Below are 19,239 nucleotides of genomic sequence, written 5' to 3' on the forward strand. Positions count from 1 at the left end.
TGGTGCCGGACGGCCTGGACGGCGCTCCGGTCCCTGTCCGCCCGAACGCTACGCCCGGCCCCACGATTCCCGCAGGACGACCAGTTCCGGTCCGACGGCGAGCGCCGCGTGCACCGGCTCGCGACCGAGGACGGCCGCGCTCTCGGAGGCCGTGACCAGGTGCTTCACCGCGCGCCGGACCCCGGTGTACGCCGCGCAGGCCGCGGCGGCCTCCGGTGAGGTGTGGTCGATCCCGACCGCGGCGAGCGCGTCGACGACGGCGCCGGCGGCGAGCAGGTCCTCGACGGCGAAGTCGGGTGCGTCGGGCACGTCGACGGTCTCGCCCGCGGCCTCGGCCGCGTCATCCAGCGCTCCGGGATGGTGCAGCCCGGCGGCGACGACCGCGACGACGCACCGGTCGCCACGATCGGCCTGGAGGCCCGTCACCCGTTCCGCGATCGCACTCGCGTTGCCGAGGTGGCCGAGCACGACCTCCGGACCGTCCGGCAGCTGGGCGGTCGCGTTCCGCAACGCGCGGCGCTGCGCCGCCGCGTCCGGCGAGCTCGGCAGGACGTCCACCCAGACGACGAGGTGTGCGCCGTGGGCGATGCGTGCCGCACCACCGGTGCCCCACGCGAACCGGACCTGGTACTGCTCCTGGGTGCGTTCTGCCACGTCCGTCACGATAGCCGTCCGGGCGATGCTGTCCCTCTCCACAGGGTGGCCGTCCCGACAGGCTCCACCATGGTCGACGACCGTAGGATGCACTTCCATGGAGATCGCCCCCGCGCCCACCCTGACCGGCGACCGTGTGACGCTCGAGCCCCTCGCGCAGGAGCACGCGGACGACCTGCGGGCAGCGGTGACGGACGGCGATCTGTGGCGCACCTGGTACACCTCGGTCCCCGCGCCGGCCCAGGTCGAGGACGAGATCGACCGACGCCTCGCCGAGCACGAGGCCGGCCGCATGGTGCCCTTCGCGGTGCGTGACCGTCCGACCGGCCGTGTGGTGGGCTCGACGACCTTCATGAACATCGACGCGGGCAACCGGCACGTCGAGATCGGCAGCACGTTCCTGGCGAAGTCGGCGCAGCGATCGGGCATCAACACCGAGGCGAAGCTGCTGATGCTGTCCCATGCGTTCGAGGCCTGGCAGTGCATCGCGGTGGAGTTCCGCACGCACTGGCACAACCACCAGTCCCGCGCCGCGATCGCCGGTCTGGGCGCGAAGCAGGACGGCGTGCTGCGGAACCACTCGATCGGTCGCGACGGCACGCTCCGCGACACCGTGGTGTTCTCGATCATCGCCTCGGAGTGGCCGGCGGTCCGGCTGTCCCTGGCCGAGCGGCTCCGGCGGCACGACCGCGCCGAGGGGTCCCGCCGCCGGTCCGCCCGACACGCCTGACCGTCAGAGCCGGTCGCGCACGATCCGGTCCCCGAGCGGCTGGACCGGCCGGGCGTTGTGGTCGTGTACGGCCTCGAGGGCGGCGAGCTGGTCGGCGCCGAGTTCGATCGGGTCCTCGAACACGATCCACCGCACTCCCTCGGTGCAGGGCGGCGTGGTGAGCGAACCGTCGTAGGTCACGAAGGAGCGATCGTCCGGCAGCATCGCCTCGACGTCGACGGTGCTCTCCCGACCGGTTCCGGCCGTGGCGCCGGCGACGTAGCTGTCGTACGCGGGGTTGTGCGCGCCCCGCTCGGCGAGGACCCCGACGACCGTCAGGGCTCCGCGGTCGTCCGCGTGCACGAAGTGGAACTCGGCGGCGAAGCGGTCGCCGTCGACGGCGTGCTCGGAGCCGGCGTGGAAGTGCATCTGCACCAGGTCCAGCGCGTCTCCGTCGATGGTGGTCGAGGCGCCGTCGTCGGCGGTGAACTGCACGGTGTGCCCGTTGTCCGCCGTCGCTCCCCGCACCGGGCCCGATCCGACGAGGTCGAGCTCCGGGCCGTCGTCCGCCTCGGGCAGGTCGATCGGGGACTGCCGGACACCCGTTCCGCACAGCGCGTCGTCGTCCGCCAGTTCCCCCCAGTGCGCCGGCCCGCTCGCGCCGTCGTAGGACCACACCGCGCCCTCGTCGTGTGCGGGGACGACCGACGCCGAGTCGGTGGCGCACCCGGCGAGGACGAGGAGGGCGGCAGGAGCGAGGAGCAGGGGCAGACGAGAGTGAACGGAACGCATGCCTCCCAGATTGACATACTCGTATTTCACATTTGCCGAGAGCGGTCGTCGGCCGCGAGCGTAGGGTCCTGGGCATGCACGTCGGTATCCGGATCGTCCTCGATGCGCCGGTCGACGCCGTGCGCGATGCCCTGCTGTCCCCGTCCGTGATGGTCGCGGTGACGAAGCCGTTCCTGGTGTACCGCTCGCGCAGCCCCGAGGGGTTCCCCGAGCGGTGGGAACCGGGGCACCCGCACCCGATCACCGCGAGTGCGTTCGGCCTCGTGCCGAGCGGCGACACGCACGTCGACCTCGACCTGTACGAGATCGACGGCGTCCCCGTGCAGCGTGACAACGGCGGCGGTACGAGCGGGCTGTTCGGCCGCATGACGATGCGCCACCGGATGGCGGTCGTGCCGGCTCCCGGCGACCGGACGCTGCTCATCGACCGCCTGACCTACCGGATGCGGCCGTGGCCCCTCGGCGCACTGCTGTGGCCGGGGATGTGGGTCATCTGGCAGTGGCGGGCGTACCGGATGCGTGCGCTCGCGCCCACCTGGCGGACGGATTCTGCCTGACCGAGGCGAGTCGGGCCTCCCGTCCACCGCGGAGCGGGCGTAGCCTCGACCACGTGAGCCAGACGCGCCCCCAGGAGCCGACGACCGACGACCGTGTGCGCAGCACGCTGGCGACCGTGGACTGGCGGCGCATGACGTTCGACCTGTACCGCCGTGTCCGCGCGACGCCCGATCCCCAGACGGCGCACGCGCTGTGGCGGGAGACCCGCGACGCGATGTTCGCCGAGCACCCCGCGTCGCCGCTCCTGGACGAGGACGCCCGCGACTTCGAGTCGCTGCCCGTGCCGGACTACGACCCCGCCTGGCGGTTCCAGGTGCGCATCGAACCGGCCGAGCCCGCCGAGTTCGACTACGAGACCGGCACCGACGGCACCGTGCACTTCGACCGCCTCGGCGTCGTGACGGTCCCGGGCGTCGGCACGCTCGACGTCTGGTCGCACGGCGGCTACGCGGGCGGGCTGTTCGTCCCCGTGAAGGACTCCAGTGCCGGCAAGGCCCGCGGCACGTACGGCGGCGGACGCTACCTGCTCGACACGATCAAGGGCTCGGACCTGGGCGGCGACGACGCCGACTCGCTCGTGCTGGACTTCAACTTCGCGTACAACCCGTCGTGCGCGTACGACCCGGCGTGGGCGTGCCCGCTCGCGCCTCCCGGCAACACCGTGCCGGTGCCGATCCCGGTCGGCGAGCAGTACGACTTCTAGGGTGGAACGCATGGCAGGACTGGTCGCACTCGACGCCGGCGGACGCGTGCCGCCCTTCGAGCAGGTCCGCTCGCAGATCGCGGCACAGATCGGCGCGGGGTACCTCGTCGACGGCGAACGGCTGCCGAGCGTGCGGGGGCTGGCCGACGAGCTCGGGCTGGCGGCCGGCACGGTCGCGAAGGCCTACCAGCTGCTCGAGGAGGCCGGGCTCGTGCACACCGCTCGTGGTGCCGGCACCCGGGTGGTGCGGCCGGCCGAGGTGCCCGACGCGGTCGCCGACGCCGCACGTGCGCTCGCAGCCGCTGCCCGCGCGGCGGGACTGTCGGCCGACCAGGCGGCCACCGCGCTCAAGGACGCCTGGCCCGCGTAGGCGCGGGGCTTCGGGGGCGTACCTGGCGCTTCCGGGCGTACCTGGTCAGAAGTTCCGGCCCGGTACGCCCGATTCGACTTCCCATCGCGGGCGTTCTGGGAAGGAACCCGCGCTCAGCAGTGCTCGAAGACGTAGGCGTCGTCGGTCGGCGTGACCAGGTCGCGGTCGCGCAGGATCGTCATCGCCGGGCGGCTCTTCAGCCCGCAGACCGAGCCCCACGAGCGCTCGAGGGTGTCCGCGTACTCGATGTCGATGACCCGCTTGCCGTAGGCCTTCGTGTACGCCGAGCACTCCCGGTACTGCACGCACTCCTCGGCGACGACGAAGTCGAACCCGGTCTGCTTCCGGCCGGAGGCCCCGAGCTGCGGCGTGTTCTTCTGCCCGACGGCCAGGCCGTGGCGGTGCCCGGTGTCGACGAGTGACTTCGCCAGCGCCAGGTTGCCGGCGCGCGTCAGACGCTTCCCGCTCCGGGTCCACGAGTCGAGGTTGTCGAACTCGACCGCGTCGAACCCGCGGTCGCCGCAGCGGGCGATGGACTTCGCGAGCACCTTCGTGATGAGCGCGCGCTTCGCCGCCGTCCGGGTGTCGAGGAGCATCTCGTCCGGCCAACCCGGGTCGGACACCGGCTTGCCGGCCCGGTCGCGCAGGATCGCCGACGGGTACGACCCCGTCCACGTGCGGGCGGACTCGGGCTGCGTCTGGAACCCGTTGACGTAGCAGATGTCGTACTTGCCCTTCGCGGGCTTCGCGGTGCTGTCCCGCTCGACGATCGTCACACCGGACGGCGGCGTGTAGGAGCCGCCGAGCTGGTAGTCCGGGCGCCCCGAGGTCGGCAGGTTGCGGTAGCTCGCCGCAGCGCTGGTCGGAGCAGCCTCGGCGCAGCCGGCCGTGCCGAGGACGGCCACCAGGGCCATCGCGGTGGTGATCAGGACGGTTCGCGTACGCACCCGGGAATCCTCGCATGCGCACGGCGAACGGACCGGTCCTGGGTTCTGCGGGGTCCACACGCTATGCTGGTGGTACTCGAGACGCCGATCGTCTCGTGCGTCGTACGGACGCCCCGAACTCCCGACCACGTTCCACTGATCCTCTGGTCGATGATCGAGCACCTCCCGAAGGTGCCCAGGCTTCTCTGCTGCGGCGACTGCGCCAGCCACCTCTGTTGGCGCGCATCCCGCCCGCGCGCTGCCTCAGAGCGCGCCCACAGCCGGTCTCATCCGGCTCGAAAGGTCACCATGACCACCAATGACCTCCGTTTCTCCGACCTGGGCGTCCCCGCGCCGATGGTCGCCGTCCTCGCCGACCAGGGCAAGGAGACCGCGTTCCCGATCCAGGAGGACACGCTCCCCGACTCCCTGCAGGGCAAGGACGTCCTCGGCCGTGGCCGCACCGGCTCCGGCAAGACGATCGCGTTCGCGATCCCGCTCGTCGCGCGCCTCGCCGCCAGTGGCCGCAAGCGCCGCGCCGGCCGCCCCCGCGCCCTGGTGCTCGCCCCCACCCGTGAGCTCGCGACCCAGATCGACGTCGCCCTCGCCCCGCTCGCCAAGGCCATGGGCCTCAACACCACGACCATCTTCGGTGGCGTCGGACAGGGCCGTCAGGTCGACGCCCTGCGCGGCGGCGTGGACGTCGTCGTGGCCTGCCCGGGTCGCCTCGCCGACCTCATGCAGCAGGGCCACGTCAACCTCGGTGACATCGAGGTGACCGTCCTCGACGAGGCCGACCACATGGCCGACATGGGCTTCCTGCCCGGCGTGACCAAGATCATGCAGGCGACGCCCGAGCAGGGACAGCGTCTGCTGTTCTCCGCCACGCTCGACAACGGCGTGGACAAGCTCGTCAAGAAGTTCCTGCACAACCCGGTGATGCACTCCGTCGACGAGGCGAACAGCCCCGTCGAGGCGATGACCCACCACCTGTTCGAGGTCGCCGACGCCGACGCGAAGAAGCACCTCGTGAGCACCCTCGCCTCGGGCAACGGTCGCCGCATCCTCTTCATGCGCACGAAGCACCACGCCAAGCGCCTCGCCAAGCAGCTCAGCAGCCAGGGGATCCCGGCCGTCGACCTGCAGGGCAACCTGTCGCAGGGCGCCCGTGAGCGGAACCTGGCGAAGTTCTCGTCCGGCGAGGCCCTCGTCCTCGTCGCCACCGACGTCGCCGCCCGTGGTGTGCACGTCGACAACGTCGAGCTCGTCGTGCACGTCGACCCGCCCACCGAGCACAAGGCGTACCTGCACCGCTCGGGCCGTACCGCCCGTGCCGGTTCGTCCGGTGACGTCGTCACGGTGACGATGCCCGCCGAGCGTCGCGACGTCGCGCAGATGATGCGTGCCGCCGCGATCAAGGTCACCCCGCAGCAGGTCACCGCGACCTCCCCGGCGGTCACCACGCTCGTCGGCGAGATCGCCCCGATCCGCCACGTCGCCGAGGACCAGCCCGCGCAGCAGCAGCGTCAGCCGAAGCAGCGCTCCGCCGATTCCGCCGGTGACCGTGGTCGTCGTGGTCGCGGCGGCCGTCCGGGAGGCTCGGGTCAGCCCGCGCGTGCCGGCTCGGCTTCCGAGTCCGCCGGTTCGGCCGGGGGCCGTCAGGGCCGTCCGGCTCGTGGCGCACGTTCCGAGGGCACCGGGCGCTCCGCCGCCGCGGGCGCGGGCTCGACGGGTGGTCGCCGTACCGGCGGCAGCCGCCGCGCCGGCAGCGACACCGTGCGCGGTGGGTCCTCTGCCGTCTGGTCCTCGGACGGTGGCTACGCCGCGGGCCGTGGAGCCGGCCAGGAGTCGGGCGGGGGCCGTCGTGGCTCGTCGCGCCGTGCCTCCCGTCCGGCCGGCGCTGCCGACCGCCACTGACCTGTCGACCCGGCCCGCGCTGACCAGCGGGGGACAACCTTGGGGGCGCCTGCGAAGCGGACGCCCCCGAGGCGTAGGTTCTCCTTCACCGGATGCCGCGCGAGCGGCTGACGGGGAAACGTCCGCTGTTGGAAGGAGTGCCTATGGCTGGGATCGAAGACATCAAGAACGCCGCTGAGAAGGCGGCAGGCAAGGTCAAGGAGGCCGTCGGGAACGCGACGGACAACGACCACCTCAAGGCTGAGGGCAAGACCGATCAGGTCAAGGCCGACACCAAGCAGGCGGGTACGAACGTCAAGGACGCCGCTTCCGGCGTCGCCGACAGCCTCAAGAGCGACCGCGACACGAAGTAACAAGCCGGTCAAGCACCGCGCTGCGAAGCCCCCGGATCCGATCGGATCCGGGGGCTTCGTCGTGTTCGGGGGGCTCCGTCGTGTTCGGGAACCGAGCCGGTCGCTACATGAGCGCGCCGACCGACGCGAGGCCCGCGCGCAGCAGGGCGCCGCGGCCACCCTCCATGTCGTCGGCGACGCCGTCCGACGCGGCTTCCATCGGGGTCATCCAGGTGAGCTCGAGGGCGTCCTGCCGGGGCTCGCACGTGCCGGTGACCGGAACGACGTAGGCCAGCGAGATCGCGTGCTGCCGTTCGTCGGTGTACACCGAGGCGCCGGGCAGCGGGAAGTACTCGGCCACCGTGAACGGCGTCGGGCTCGACGGCAGCTGCGGGAACGCCATCGGACCGAGGTCCTTCTCGAGGTGCCGGAACAGCGCCGTGCGGATGGACTCGCCGAACATCACGCGACCGGACACCAGGGTGCGGACGATCGAGCCGCTCGGGGCCACGCGCAGCAGCACCCCGACCTCGGTCACAACGCCGAGCCCGTCGGTGCGGACGGGGATCGCCTCGACGTAGCAGATGGGGAGTCGACGACGCGCGTTGGCGAGTTCCTCGTCGGACAGCCAGCCGGAGTCGGGGTCGGGGGTTTGCAACGAGGCCATGCACCGTGTCTACCAGGGACGGCGTCGAGTTCGGCGGAAGGCGCGGGACTTGGGGATGGTTAGCGTTGTCCACATGATCGATGCAGACCTGGTGCAGTGGACCCGTCCCGCGGAAGAACGCGCAGGGACACCGCTGCTCGTGACCATGCACGGGGTGGGGTCGAACGAACGCGACCTGCTCGGACTCGCCCCCGCGCTGCCGGCGGCCTGGACGATGGCGTCACTGCGGGCGCCGATGGCTTGGGGCCAGGGGTTCAGCTGGTACCCGCTCGGGACGCCGGGCTCCCCCGCGCTCGAGCCCGTCGACGCCGCGGTTGCCGGGGTGCTCGCGTGGATCGACTCCGTCGCCGCCGACCACCCGCGGATCGGACTCCTCGGGTTCTCGCAGGGCGGGTCGATGGCGCTGCAGCTGCTGCGCGCACGGCCCGCGGCGTTCGCGTTCGCGGTGTCGCTGTCCGGGTTCGTCGTGCCGGGGGTGACGGACTCGCGCGACGAGGCCGTCGCCGCCGTCCGGCCGCGGGTGTTCCTCGGGCACGGCGACCTCGACCCGGTGATCCCGGCGGAGGCCACCGCGCGGACGCAGGCGTGGGCGGCGGCGAACACCACCGTGACGGACCGGACGTACGAGGGCCTGTCGCACGCGGTGTCGGCAGCGGAGCTGTCGGACGTCGCGGCGTTCATCGGGGCGTAGGCGCGGGGCGCGCTTGGTGCGACGCGCAGCCCGCTTGGTGAGCAGAAAAGGTCGAGTCCAGGCTTGCGGACTCGACCATTTCTGCTCACGATGCGCCGGGGTCAGCCCCGGCGACGACGGACGGGAGGCACGGTGCCAGCTGGCACCGTGCCTCCCGTCCGTGGGTTCCGCCGTCAGTCGGCGAGGATCTGCAGCAGGTCCTTGCGGAGCTGGTCGACCTTGGCGGTGGCGGCCTTGGCCTGGTCCTCCGTCGCGGTCGTCCGGTACATCTGCAGGACGCCCATGGTCTTCCGGAGCGCCTCGAAGAACTCGCGCTGCGCGTCCGGGATCCCGGGGGCCGCGTCGAGTGCCGCTGCGATCTCGTCGGCCTTCGCCTCGGCCTCGGCCTTGCCCGCGTCGGTGAGCTCGAAGAGCGTCTTGCGGCCGTCGCCCGACGAGACCACGAGGTCTTCGTCGACGAGCTGCTGGAGCGTCGGGTAGACCGAGCCGGGACTCGGCTTCCAGGCGCCGCCGGTGCGCTCGGCGATGGTCTTGATCACGGCGTATCCGTTCTGCGGCCCCTCGGCCAGCAGGCCGAGGATCGCGAGGCGGACGTCACCGCGGCGGCGGCGTTCGCGACCGAAGCCGGGTCCGCCGAAGCCACCGAAGCCGGGGCCGAAGCCCATGCCCGGCCCGAAGCCCGGGCCGAAGCCACGGCCGCCTCGGCCGCCGTGCTCGTGGTCACCGCGGTCGCGGCCGGGGAAGCCGGCGCCGTGGTGCTGCCGCGCGCCGCCGAAACGGGGGCCGCGCGGGTGGTGGTTGCTGTCGTTGTCGTTGTGCATGGGGCGCATGGTGCGTCCTTCCTTGTTGCTGAGTCGGCTCGCGATCGGTCTGACCGGTTTCGTCTTCGTCGTATCGCGATGTGTTTACGATAGATCGCTAACTATCGTCTTGTCAAGGGGTACTCCCCGCTCGGCCTGCTGTCGGTGGTGGCGGGCAGGATGGGCGGACCATGACGGACGTCTTCGAGCGCTTCTCCCCCGCGACCGCGGAGTGGTTCCGAGGTGCGTTCGACGCCCCGACACCGGCGCAGGCGGGCGCCTGGGACGCCATCTCGACGGGGCAGCACGCACTCGTCATCGCGCCGACCGGTTCCGGCAAGACCCTGGCCTCGTTCCTGTGGTCGATCGACCGGCTCATCAGCGCGACCGACCGGCCGCCGGCCAAGCAGCGCACACGGGTCCTGTACGTCTCGCCGCTCAAGGCCCTCGGCGTCGACGTCGAGCGGAACCTGCGCAGCCCGCTCGTCGGCATCACGCAGACGGCCAGGCGGCTCGGTACCGAACCACCAGAGGTCACCGTCGGGGTGCGCAGTGGCGACACCCCGTCGACGGACCGGCAGAAGCTGCTCCGCCAGCCGCCGGACATCCTCATCACGACACCCGAGTCGCTGTACCTCATGCTCACCTCGCAGGCGCGCGAGACCCTGGTCAACGTCGACACCGTCATCGTGGACGAGGTGCACGCGGTCGCCTCGACCAAGCGCGGAGCGCACCTGGCCGTCTCGCTCGAACGGCTCGACGACCTGCTCGACAAGCCGGTGCAGCGCATCGGGCTGTCCGCCACGGTCCGGCCGCCGGAAGAGGTCGCCCGGTTCCTCGGCGGCCGTGCGCCGGTGACGATCATCGCCCCGCCGGCGCAGAAGACCTTCGACCTGCGCGTGGTCGTGCCGGTCGACGACATGGCCGAGCTCGGTGCTCCGCCGGTCGGTGCGGACGCGTCCGATGCGCCCGCGAACGGCTCGATCTGGCCGCACGTCGAAGAGCGTGTGGTCGACCTCATCGAGGAGCACCGGTCGACGATCGTGTTCGCGAACTCGCGGCGACTGGCCGAGCGACTCACCGCGCGGCTGAACGAGATCCACGAAGAGCGCGTCCTCGCTGCGGCGGCTCCGGCTTCGGCCGCGGTGGGCGATGCGCTGGTGCCGGCAGGTGTCTCGCCGGCCGACGACGGGCTGCCGGTGGCGCGGGGTCGCCCGCAGTCGCCCGCACGGACCTCGGCGCACGCGGTCGCACCCCAGGGCACGAAGCGGCCGCCGGCGCAGATGATCGGCGCGTCCGGGCAGACCGGTGGCGGCGGCTCCGACACCGCAGTGCCCGTGCTCGCCCGCGCCCACCACGGCTCGGTGTCGAAGGACCAGCGCGCCATCATCGAGGACGACCTGAAGTCCGGTCGGCTGCGGTGCGTCGTCGCGACGAGTTCGCTCGAGCTCGGCATCGACATGGGCGAGGTCGACCTCGTCGTCCAGGTCGAGGCGCCGCCCTCGGTCGCGAGCGGTCTGCAGCGCGTCGGGCGTGCCGGGCACCAGGTGGGCGAGATCTCCCGCGGAGTGCTGTTCCCGAAGCACCGCGCCGACCTCGTCAACAGTGCGGTCACGGTCGAACGGATGGTCTCGGGGCAGATCGAGTCGATCTCGGTGCCGGCGAACCCCCTCGACGTGCTGGCGCAGCACACCGTCGCCGCGGGAGCGATCGACACCGTCGACGTCGAGCACTGGTTCGACCTGGTCCGGCGGAGCGCTCCGTTCAGCGGGCTGCCCCGCTCGGCGTTCGACGCCACGCTCGACCTGATCACCGGGCGGTACCCGAGCGACGAGTTCGCCGAACTCCGCCCGCGGCTGGTGTGGGACCGCGTGCACGGCACCCTGACCGGACGCCCCGGCGCCCAGCGGCTCGCGGTGACGAGCGGCGGCACGATCCCGGACCGCGGCATGTTCGGCGTGTTCATGGTCGGCGAGAAGGCCTCCCGCGTCGGCGAGCTCGACGAGGAGATGGTCTACGAGTCCCGCGTCGGGGACGTCTTCGCGCTCGGTGCCACGAGCTGGCGGATCGAGGAGATCACCCACGACCGGGTCATCGTGAGCCCGGCGTTCGGACAGCCCGGTCGGGTGCCGTTCTGGAAGGGCGACGGCATCGGCCGCCCCGCCGAACTCGGTCGCGCGACGGGGGCGTTCGTGCGCGAGGTCGAGGGCGCCTCGGACGACGACGCCCGCGCCCGGGTCGCCGCTGGCGGCCTCGACGAGCGTGCCGTCACGAACCTGCTGACCTTCCTGCGCGACCAGCGGGCGGCCACCGGTCACGTGCCGAACGACACGACGCTCGTGGTCGAGCGCTTCCGCGACGAACTCGGCGACTGGCGGCTCATCCTGCACTCGCCGTACGGCATGCAGGTGCACGCGCCGTGGGCCCTGGCGGTCGCGGCACGGTTGCGCGAACGCCACGGCATCGACGGCGACGCGATGGCCGCCGACGACGGCATCGTGGTGCGCATCCCCGAGACCGACGCCGAACCGCCGGGCGCCGACCTGTTCGTGTTCGAGCGCGACGACCTCGAGGCACTCGTCACGGACGAGGTCGGTGGCTCGGCGCTGTTCGCCGCGCGGTTCCGCGAGTGTGCGGCGCGCGCCCTGCTGCTGCCCCGTCGGAACCCCGGGCAGCGTTCGCCCCTGTGGCAGCAGCGGCAACGCGCCTCGCAGCTGCTCGAGGTGGCCCGGAAGTACCCGTCGTTCCCGATCGTGCTCGAGACCGTGCGCGAAGTGCTGCAGGACGTCTACGACGTGCCCGCCCTGCTCGGCATCGCCGACGAGATCGCCGGCCGCCGCATCCGCCTGGTCGAGACCGAGACCGAGACGCCGTCCCCGTTCGCCCGTTCGATCCTGTTCGGGTACGTCGCCGCGTTCATGTACGAGGGCGATTCCCCGCTCGCCGAGCGCCGGGCCGCGGCACTGTCGCTCGACTCGACCCTGCTCGGCGAACTGCTCGGCCGCGCCGAACTGCGGGAGCTGCTCGACCCGGCGGTCATCGCCTCGGTGGAAGAGGACCTGCAGCGGCTGTCGCCGGACCGCCGGGCGCGCGACGCCGAGGGGCTGGTCGACGTGCTGCGGCTCGTCGGCGCGCTCGACCTCGACGAAGCCGTCGACCGGAGCTGGCTGGCGGCGTCGGACGACCGCTCCGCCGCTGCGACCGAGGTGCAGACCGTGCTCACCGCGCTCGAACGCGACCGCCGTGTCCTGTCGTTCTCGCACGCCGGGTCCACCCGCTGGGCCGTCATCGAGGACGCCTCGCGCCTGCGCGACGCCCTCGGGGTCCCGCTGCCGATCGGCGTGCCGACCGCGTTCGTCGAACCCGTCGCCGACCCGCTCGGTGACCTGGTCGGCCGGTACGCCCGGTCGCACGGGCCGTTCTCGGCGCAGGAAGCCGCCGGCCGCCTGGGCCTCGGGGTCGCCGTCGTGCAGGACACCCTGCGCCGTCTGGTCGCCGACCGGCGTGTGGTCGAAGGCGAGTTCCGCCCGGATCGGCAGGGCGCCGAGTGGTGCGACGCCGAGGTCCTGCGCCGGATCCGCACGAAGTCCCTCGCCGCGCTCCGCCACGAGGTCGAGCCGGTGTCGCCGGACACGCTCGCGCGCTTCCTGCCCGCCTGGCAGCACGTGCAGACCCCCGGCACCCGCGGCGGCCTGCGCGGGGTCGACGGGGTCCTGCAGGTGATCGACCAGCTCGCCGGCGTCGCCCTGCCCGCCAGCGCCTGGGAGACCCTGGTGCTGCCCGCGCGGGTGACCGACTACTCCACGAACATGCTCGACGAGCTCACCGCCACCGGCGAGGTCCTGTGGTCCGGCGGCGGGACCCTGCCCGGCAACGACGGGTGGGTGCGCCTGCACCTCGCCGAGACGGCGTCGACGACGCTCGCCGAGCCCTCCGGCGACGAGACCACCGAGCTGCAGCGCGACGTGCTCGGTGCCCTGGCCGGCGGCGGCGCGTACTTCTTCCGCCAGCTCGGGCAGGCCGTCGGCAGCACCGACGACCCGGCCCTGACGACGGCGCTGTGGGACCTCGTCTGGGCCGGACAGATCACGAACGACACGTTCGCTCCGCTCCGCTCGATGCTCGGCGGCAAGGCGAAGAGCAGCAGCGCCCCGCGGGCTCGTGCGTACCGCGGGCGCCGCCGTCCGACGATGCCGACGCAGTCCGGCCCGCCGTCCGTCGGTGGCCGCTGGTCCCTGCTCCCCCTGGCCGAGTCCGACTCGACCGTGCGGGCCGCCGCGACCGCCGAGCAGCTGCTCGAGCGCTACGGGGTCGTCACGCGCGGGGCCGTCCAGGTCGAGGGGGTCCGAGGTGGGTTCGCGGGCGTGTACCGGGTGCTCTCGCGGTTCGAGGAGTCCGGGCGGGCGCGCCGCGGCTACTTCATCGAGGGGCTCGGGGCCGCACAGTTCGCCACGGGCCCGACCATCGACCGGCTGCGGACCTACGCCCGTGACCTCGACGACGACGAACGCGTCGACCCGGACCGGAAGCGCGAGGCACTGACCCTGGCCGCGACCGACCCCGCGAACCCGTACGGGGCGTCGCTGCCCTGGCCGTCCGACGACCGCGCGGCGGACGACACGGACGTCACGGGCGCCGACGTCGCTGCTGTCGCTGCGGCTGCGCAGAAGGCCCCGGCACCGGCCACCACCGGCGCGCGCGGCCACCGGCCCGGGCGCAAGGCCGGAGCACTCGTCACCACCGTCGACGGCCGGCTCGCGGTGTACGTCGAGCGGGGCGGCAAGTCGGTGCTGACCTTCACCGACGACCCCGCCGACCTGGCCGTCGCAGCCGCGTCCATCGCGGGCATCGTGCGCACCGGACTGCGGAAGCTCGCGGTCGAGCGGGTCGACGGCGAGTTCGTGCTCGGTACCCCGCTCGGCACCGCGCTGGGCGACGCCGGGTTCACCGCCACCCCGCAGGGACTCCGGCTCCGTGCCTGAGGGCGACACCGTCTACCGGGCAGCGCACCGGCTGCACACGGCGCTCGCGGGCAAGGTCCTGACCCGGAGCGACTTCCGGGTGCCCGCGTTCGCGACCGTCGACCTGGTCGGCCGCACCGTGGACGAGGTCGTGCCCCGTGGCAAGCACCTGCTGCACCGGATCGGGGACCTGACCGTGCACTCGCACCTGAAGATGGAAGGGCGGTGGGACGTGTACGCCCCCGGTGAGCGCTGGCGGCGTCCGGCGCACCAGGCACGCGCGATCCTCGATGCCGAGGACGTCTCGACCGTCGGGTTCACACTCGGGGTGCTCGAGGTGGTCCCGCGCGACCAGGAGTCCGAGGTCGTCGGGCACCTCGGCCCGGACCTGCTCGGGCCCGACTGGGACGCCGACCTGGCACTCGAGAACCTGACGCGGGATCCTGCACGTCCGGTCGGACTGGCGCTGCTCGACCAGCGGGTGCTCGCCGGCCTCGGCAACGTCTACCGCAACGAGCTCTGCTTCCTGCGCGGGGTCCTGCCGACCCGACCGGTGGCCGAGGTGCACGACGCCGGCCGGACGATCTCCTTGGCGAGCCGGCTCATCCTGGCGAACCGCGACCGCAGCCACCGGGTGACGACGGGGATCGACCGCCCGGGGCGTCGGTTCTGGGTCTACGGACGAGCGGGCAAGCCGTGCCTGCGGTGCGGCACCCGGATCCGGCGAGGAGACCTCGGTGACTCGGAGCTCACCCTGCGGGACACCTACTGGTGCCCGCGCTGCCAGACCTGAACCGCGGTCGCAGCGACGAGCACCGGCACGTGCCTGCTCACCGGGTGACGGGGTGCAGGCGCTCGGCGGCGGTCGATCGCACCGCGTCCGTGACCCGCTCGAGCAAGGGTGATGCCAGGTTCCACCGCTGCCACCACAGGGCGACGTCGGCCCGGCGGGTCGGGGTGAGCTCGAGCAGCTCGCCTCGCGCCAGGGCATCGATGCACTGCGCCTCGGGCAGCATCCCCCACCCGAAGCCGAGCGAGACCGCCCGTGCGAAGTCGGCCGAGGTCGGGACGAAGTGGCGTGGACCGGAGGGCGCGTGGCCGAGCACCCGGCGGAGGTAGCCCTGCTGCAGGTCGTCGTCACGGTCGTAGTCGACGAGCGGCACCCGGTCGAGGCGGCTCAGCATCCGCCGCTCGGTGTCGGCGTCGGACAGGTAGCGGTCGACGAACGCCGGCGATGCCACCGCCCGGTACCGGTCGATGCCGAGCGGTACCGACGAGCAGCCCTGCACGGGGTCCGCCTCGGCCGTCACCGCACCCATCACCGTGCCGGCGCGCAGCAGCTCGGCGGTGCGGTCCTGGTCCTCGCGGTGCAGGTCGAAGACCACCTCGGTGTCGACACGGACGAGTGCGAGCGCGTCGAGGAACCACGTGCCGAGCGAGTCGGCGTTGACGGCGAGCGGGATCGACGGCACCGCGGTCCCCGATCCGTCGGCATCGGTCTCGCCGAGTGCGCGGGCGGTCTCGTCGTCGAGCAGCCGCACCTGGCGTGCATGCCGGAGCACGACGGCGCCGTCGGCCGTCGGGGTGACCGGGGTCGTCCGCTGCAGCAGGACCCGGCCGACCTGCTGCTCCATCGACCTGATGCGCTGCGAGACCGCCGACGGGGTGATCGCCAGGGCTCGGGCGGCCGCGTCGAGGGTGCCGTGGTCGACGGCGATCAACAGGGTCTCGAGGTGCTCGCGCTGGAATCGGACCATGCAGTGCAGCTTACGGCGCTGTAGGAACGTGAGCTGGTCTACAGACGGGGGCGCGCCTAGCGTCGTGGAGATGACCGCATTCCTCCCCCTGCTCGCCGGCCTCGGCACCGGACTCGCCCTGATCGTCGCGATCGGTGTGCAGAACACCTACCTGCTCCGGTTGGCGGTCAGCTCGGGCCTGCGGGTGGTGACGGCGGCGGTCGTCGTGTGCGCGGTGTCGGACGCCGTGCTCATCGTCGCCGGGGTGCTCGGCGTCGGGGCCGTGGTCGAGCGGTTCCCGGTGGCGCTCGTCGTCGTGCGGTTCGTCGGGGCCGCGTTCCTCGTGACCTACGGCGTGCTCGCCGCGCGACGGGCACTGCGGCCGTCGAGCGACGCCATGCGCGTGGCCGACGACGCGGCGGACGACGTGACCATCGCGACTCGCGTCGCCGACCAGGCGGCGGACGACGGCGTGCCGGAGCCGGCCGCGGGCAGTGGACCCGAGCGCCCGGGGACGGTGGTGGCGGGGCGGACGCGCACCGTGCCTCCCGGCCAAGCGGTGACCATGCGAACGGCAGTGGCGACCATGCTCGTCTTCACGTGGGCGAACCCGCACGTGTACCTGGACACGCTGGTGTTCCTCGGGTCCGTCGCGAACCAGCAGGGCCCGGACGACCGCTGGCTCTGGACCGTCGGCGCGGTTGCGGCGAGCTGCCTGTGGTTCGGCGCGCTCGGGTTCGGCGGGCGACTGCTCCGACCGCTGTTCGCGAAGCCGCTGACGTGGCGGGTGTTCGACGGTCTGGTCGCCGTCGTGATGCTGGGCTTCGGGGTCCTGTTGGTCGTCGGCGCATAGGACGCCGGAGCCCGCTACTGCTGGCCCTTGCCGACCCGGCTGTTGCGGCGGCTGTAGCCGAAGTAGATCGCGAAGCCGATGACGAGCCAGACGACGAACCGCAGCCAGGTCTCGACCTCGAGGTTCAGCATCAGCCAGAAGCACAGCACCGCCGACAGGATCGGGATCACCGGCGACCACGGCACCCGGAACGAGCGCGGGGCGTCCGGGCGCGACTTGCGGAGCACGATGATGCCGATCGACACCAGCACGAAGGCCGACAGCGTGCCGATGTTGATCATGCCCTCGAGCTTGTCGACCGCCGTGAACCCGGCGAGCAGCGCGACGACGACGCCCGCGACGACCTGCACGCGCACCGGCGTCTGCGTCTTCGGGTTCGTCTTCGAGAACCAGCGCGGCAGCAGGCCGTCACGGCTCATCGCGAAGACGATGCGGGACAGACCGAGCAGCAGCACCATGACGACGGTCGTCAGACCGATCAGGGAGCCGATGGCGATGATGCCGGCAGCCCACGGCAACCCGACGATGTCGAAGGCCGAGGCCAGGGACGGTGCGTCCTCCTGCGCGAGGCGCTGGTAGGAGACCATGCCGGTGATGACGATGCTGACGCCGACGTAGAGCAGCGTCACGATGCCCAGGCCGATGAAGATGCCGCGGGGCAGCGTCTTCTGCGGGTTCTCGGTCTCCTCCGCGCTGGTCGCGACGACGTCGAACCCGATGAACGCGAAGAACACGAGCGACGCCGCGGCGAGCAGCCCGAAGACGCCGTACTGCGCGGGCTCGGAACCGGTGAACCACGACACGAGCGACTGGGTCCAGACGCTGCCCTCCGCGCCCTTGGCGGGCTCCGACGGCGGGATGAACGGGGTGAAGTTCGCGGCCTTGACGAAGAACGCGCCGGCGACGATGACGAACACCACGATGGCGACCTTGATGATCGTGATGACCGCCGAGACCCGCGACGACAGGCGGGTGCCGAAGGCGAGCAGCACCGTGAAGATGCCGACGATCAGGACCGGGCCCCAGGTGAACGGGATCGGGCCGAGCTGGATCGTGCTCGGCAGGGTCACACCGAACACGTCGAACGCGGTGCTGAGGTAGATGCCCCAGTACTTCGCGATGACGGCGCTGGCGGTGAGGGTCTCGAGGATGAGGTCCCAGCCGACGATCCAGGCGAGGAGCTCGCCCATCGTTGCGTAGGTGAACGTGTAGGCCGAGCCGGCGACGGGGATCGTCGAGGCGAACTCGGCGTAGCACATGATCGCCAGGCCACACGTGACGGCGGCGAGCAGGAACGAGATGATGACGCCGGGCCCGGCGAAGTTCGCGGCGGCGTTCGCGCCGACCGAGAAGATGCCGGCGCCGACGGCGACCGCGATGCCCATCGCGGCGATGTCGAACGTCTTCAGGGAGCGTTTCAGGGACCGGCCCTGCTCCTCGGAGTCGGCCAGTGAGGCCTCGATCGACTTGATGCGGAGCTTCGTTGCCATGGGGTGGATCCCGTCATCGACTGGGCGGCGGACCCCGTGACATTACTGGTGTACCACCCCGACACGCAAACAGCGGAGCCGCTGGGCACATGGGAACCAGGTTCCGGACGCGGAACCAGGGAACGGCGCGGTGCAGTGTCCGGAACCAGGTTCCGTGGGCAGGGCGGGTCGACCGGGAGGCCCGGCTCGGCTCAGGCGGATCGGCGCCAGTCCGCCAGGAACCGCGCTCCGGCCTCGTCGTGGATCACCCCGTCGGGCGCGGTGAGCACCGGGTACGGCGTCGCCGGCACGCCGTCCGAGGGACGGACGTCGACGTGCGCGACCTCGTGGCCGTTCGCGTGCAGCCAGTCCGCCATCGCGTAGTCGCTGCGCGAGTCGCCCATCGTGCGCCAGGCCGCCGGCAGCTCGCCGTCCTGTGCCAGGAGCTCGAGCGACCGCTCGGCGCCCATGTCCTTGCCGCTGCGGTCGGACTCGACGTCGGTCGAGATGATCGTCGGGTCGATCCGCCACTGCACGGCACCGTCGGCGTCGGGTCGGACGTCGTCGAGACGGCGCACACCCAGGCCGCGACGCTCGAGGGCCGCCATCGCCTTCGCGTCGAACTCGGGCTGCCGAGCCAGGTACGTGGCGTTCGGCACCTCCACCCGCTGCTCGATCGACACCATGGCGCGCTTCGTCTCGTCGAAGAACACCAGGTCGGCGTACTCGGTGCGGACGAGCTCGCGCATCTCGTCGGCGTAGTCGCGCGGGAGCGCCAGGTCGTCGGCGACGGTGAGCTCGCTCATGCCGCCCTCGTACTGCGGGCCGATCGAGCACCAGACGGCGCCCTTCTCGCAGACGGCGTGCACGCGGCCACCCTCGGCGAGACCACCGGCGAGCAACGGACCGACCACCTCGCTCCGGATGAATGCGTCGCTCCGGCCGGTGTTGAAGACGACGGGGATGCCCTCGGCGGCGAGGGCGACGAGGTCCTCGATGATGCTCGGGATCGCGATGGTGCGGGAGACGGGGCTGGCGATGGGCCCGTCGACGTCGAGCAGGAGACCGAGACGAGGTGCGTTCACCACGCCATCCTCTCGC

At 72.2% G+C, this 19,239-nt stretch carries 18 protein-coding genes; 10 read left to right on the plus strand and 8 right to left on the minus strand.

The genetic code is table 11. The annotated features are described in order from the left end of the window. Positions 1-48 precede the first annotated feature (48 nt). Positions 49-654, minus strand: a complete 606-nt coding sequence (locus EDF33_RS01690) for a hypothetical protein (protein ID WP_243692327.1) — start codon at positions 652-654, stop codon at positions 49-51. Between the two features lie 97 nt (positions 655-751). Here EDF33_RS01690 and EDF33_RS01695 point away from each other — a divergent pair, with 97 nt between their 5' ends. Continuing rightward, the gene (locus tag EDF33_RS01695; RefSeq protein ID WP_123671409.1) at positions 752-1,384 is read left to right on the plus strand and encodes a GNAT family protein; all 633 of its coding nucleotides are present in this window, start codon (positions 752-754) and stop codon (positions 1,382-1,384) included. 3 nt (positions 1,385-1,387) lie between these two features. On the opposite strand, the gene EDF33_RS01700 is transcribed toward EDF33_RS01695, so the two are convergent. Then, positions 1,388-2,155 (minus strand): carbonic anhydrase family protein, encoded by a 768-nt coding sequence (locus tag EDF33_RS01700; protein WP_132099145.1) that lies wholly within the window; start codon positions 2,153-2,155, stop codon positions 1,388-1,390. Between the two features lie 74 nt (positions 2,156-2,229). Here EDF33_RS01700 and EDF33_RS01705 point away from each other — a divergent pair, with 74 nt between their 5' ends. The 3 genes from EDF33_RS01705 to EDF33_RS01715 all read left to right on the plus strand — a co-directional run bounded on the left by EDF33_RS01705 (position 2,230) and on the right by EDF33_RS01715 (position 3,786). Next, positions 2,230-2,712 (plus strand): hypothetical protein, encoded by a 483-nt coding sequence (locus EDF33_RS01705; RefSeq protein ID WP_132099146.1) that lies wholly within the window; start codon positions 2,230-2,232, stop codon positions 2,710-2,712. A gap of 131 nt (positions 2,713-2,843) precedes the next feature. After that, positions 2,844-3,416, plus strand: a complete 573-nt coding sequence (locus EDF33_RS01710) for a DUF1684 domain-containing protein (RefSeq protein ID WP_123293403.1) — start codon at positions 2,844-2,846, stop codon at positions 3,414-3,416. Between the two features lie 10 nt (positions 3,417-3,426). Then, positions 3,427-3,786 carry a GntR family transcriptional regulator gene (locus EDF33_RS01715; RefSeq protein ID WP_165901018.1) on the plus strand — a complete coding sequence of 120 codons (360 nt, stop codon included), beginning with the start codon at positions 3,427-3,429 and terminating at the stop codon, positions 3,784-3,786. A 113-nt stretch (positions 3,787-3,899) separates the two neighbouring features. Here EDF33_RS01715 and EDF33_RS01720 read toward each other — a convergent pair whose 3' ends face one another. Continuing rightward, a complete protein-coding gene (locus EDF33_RS01720; RefSeq protein WP_131877693.1) occupies positions 3,900-4,733 on the minus strand; it encodes an endo alpha-1,4 polygalactosaminidase in 834 nt (277 codons plus the stop codon). Between the two features lie 288 nt (positions 4,734-5,021). Here EDF33_RS01720 and EDF33_RS01725 point away from each other — a divergent pair, with 288 nt between their 5' ends. Continuing rightward, a complete protein-coding gene (locus EDF33_RS01725; protein WP_131845925.1) occupies positions 5,022-6,629 on the plus strand; it encodes a DEAD/DEAH box helicase in 1,608 nt (535 codons plus the stop codon). A 143-nt stretch (positions 6,630-6,772) separates the two neighbouring features. Then, a complete protein-coding gene (locus EDF33_RS01730; protein ID WP_111083508.1) occupies positions 6,773-6,982 on the plus strand; it encodes a CsbD family protein in 210 nt (69 codons plus the stop codon). A 103-nt stretch (positions 6,983-7,085) separates the two neighbouring features. Here EDF33_RS01730 and EDF33_RS01735 read toward each other — a convergent pair whose 3' ends face one another. Next, on the minus strand, positions 7,086-7,628 hold the full coding sequence (locus tag EDF33_RS01735; RefSeq protein WP_111083509.1) for an NUDIX hydrolase family protein: 543 nt from the start codon (positions 7,626-7,628) through the stop codon (positions 7,086-7,088). Positions 7,629-7,701: 73 nt separating this feature from the next. Between EDF33_RS01735 and EDF33_RS01740 the strand changes: the two genes are divergently transcribed. After that, positions 7,702-8,319, plus strand: a complete 618-nt coding sequence (locus tag EDF33_RS01740) for a prolyl oligopeptidase family serine peptidase (RefSeq protein ID WP_132099147.1) — start codon at positions 7,702-7,704, stop codon at positions 8,317-8,319. Between the two features lie 173 nt (positions 8,320-8,492). Here EDF33_RS01740 and EDF33_RS01745 read toward each other — a convergent pair whose 3' ends face one another. Then, positions 8,493-9,140 carry a PadR family transcriptional regulator gene (locus EDF33_RS01745; RefSeq protein ID WP_235035855.1) on the minus strand — a complete coding sequence of 216 codons (648 nt, stop codon included), beginning with the start codon at positions 9,138-9,140 and terminating at the stop codon, positions 8,493-8,495. A 170-nt stretch (positions 9,141-9,310) separates the two neighbouring features. On the opposite strand from EDF33_RS01745, the gene EDF33_RS01750 reads away from it, so the two are divergent. Both EDF33_RS01750 and EDF33_RS01755 read left to right on the plus strand, forming a co-directional pair. Next, positions 9,311-14,101 carry a DEAD/DEAH box helicase gene (locus tag EDF33_RS01750; RefSeq protein WP_132099148.1) on the plus strand — a complete coding sequence of 1,597 codons (4,791 nt, stop codon included), beginning with the start codon at positions 9,311-9,313 and terminating at the stop codon, positions 14,099-14,101. After that, positions 14,094-14,873 carry a DNA-formamidopyrimidine glycosylase family protein gene (locus EDF33_RS01755; protein ID WP_132099149.1) on the plus strand — a complete coding sequence of 260 codons (780 nt, stop codon included), beginning with the start codon at positions 14,094-14,096 and terminating at the stop codon, positions 14,871-14,873. Before EDF33_RS01750 ends, EDF33_RS01755 begins: the two co-directional genes overlap by 8 nt. 37 nt (positions 14,874-14,910) lie before the next feature. Here EDF33_RS01755 and EDF33_RS01760 read toward each other — a convergent pair whose 3' ends face one another. Beyond that, positions 14,911-15,837 (minus strand): LysR family transcriptional regulator ArgP, encoded by a 927-nt coding sequence (locus EDF33_RS01760; protein WP_132099150.1) that lies wholly within the window; start codon positions 15,835-15,837, stop codon positions 14,911-14,913. A gap of 70 nt (positions 15,838-15,907) precedes the next feature. Here EDF33_RS01760 and EDF33_RS01765 point away from each other — a divergent pair, with 70 nt between their 5' ends. After that, positions 15,908-16,669 (plus strand): LysE family transporter, encoded by a 762-nt coding sequence (locus EDF33_RS01765; RefSeq protein WP_131877704.1) that lies wholly within the window; start codon positions 15,908-15,910, stop codon positions 16,667-16,669. 14 nt (positions 16,670-16,683) lie between these two features. On the opposite strand, the gene EDF33_RS01770 is transcribed toward EDF33_RS01765, so the two are convergent. Both EDF33_RS01770 and EDF33_RS01775 read right to left on the minus strand, forming a co-directional pair. Next, positions 16,684-18,159 carry an amino acid permease gene (locus EDF33_RS01770; protein ID WP_123293079.1) on the minus strand — a complete coding sequence of 492 codons (1,476 nt, stop codon included), beginning with the start codon at positions 18,157-18,159 and terminating at the stop codon, positions 16,684-16,686. Between the two features lie 191 nt (positions 18,160-18,350). Beyond that, positions 18,351-19,223: a hypothetical protein gene (locus tag EDF33_RS01775; protein ID WP_207906613.1), complete on the minus strand. Its 873-nt coding sequence runs from the start codon at positions 19,221-19,223 to the stop codon at positions 18,351-18,353. Between the last annotated feature and the right edge of the window lie 16 nt (positions 19,224-19,239).

Origin of the sequence: Curtobacterium sp. PhB146 (assembly GCF_004342995.1) — a bacterium.
Lineage (GTDB): Bacteria > Actinomycetota > Actinomycetes > Actinomycetales > Microbacteriaceae > Curtobacterium.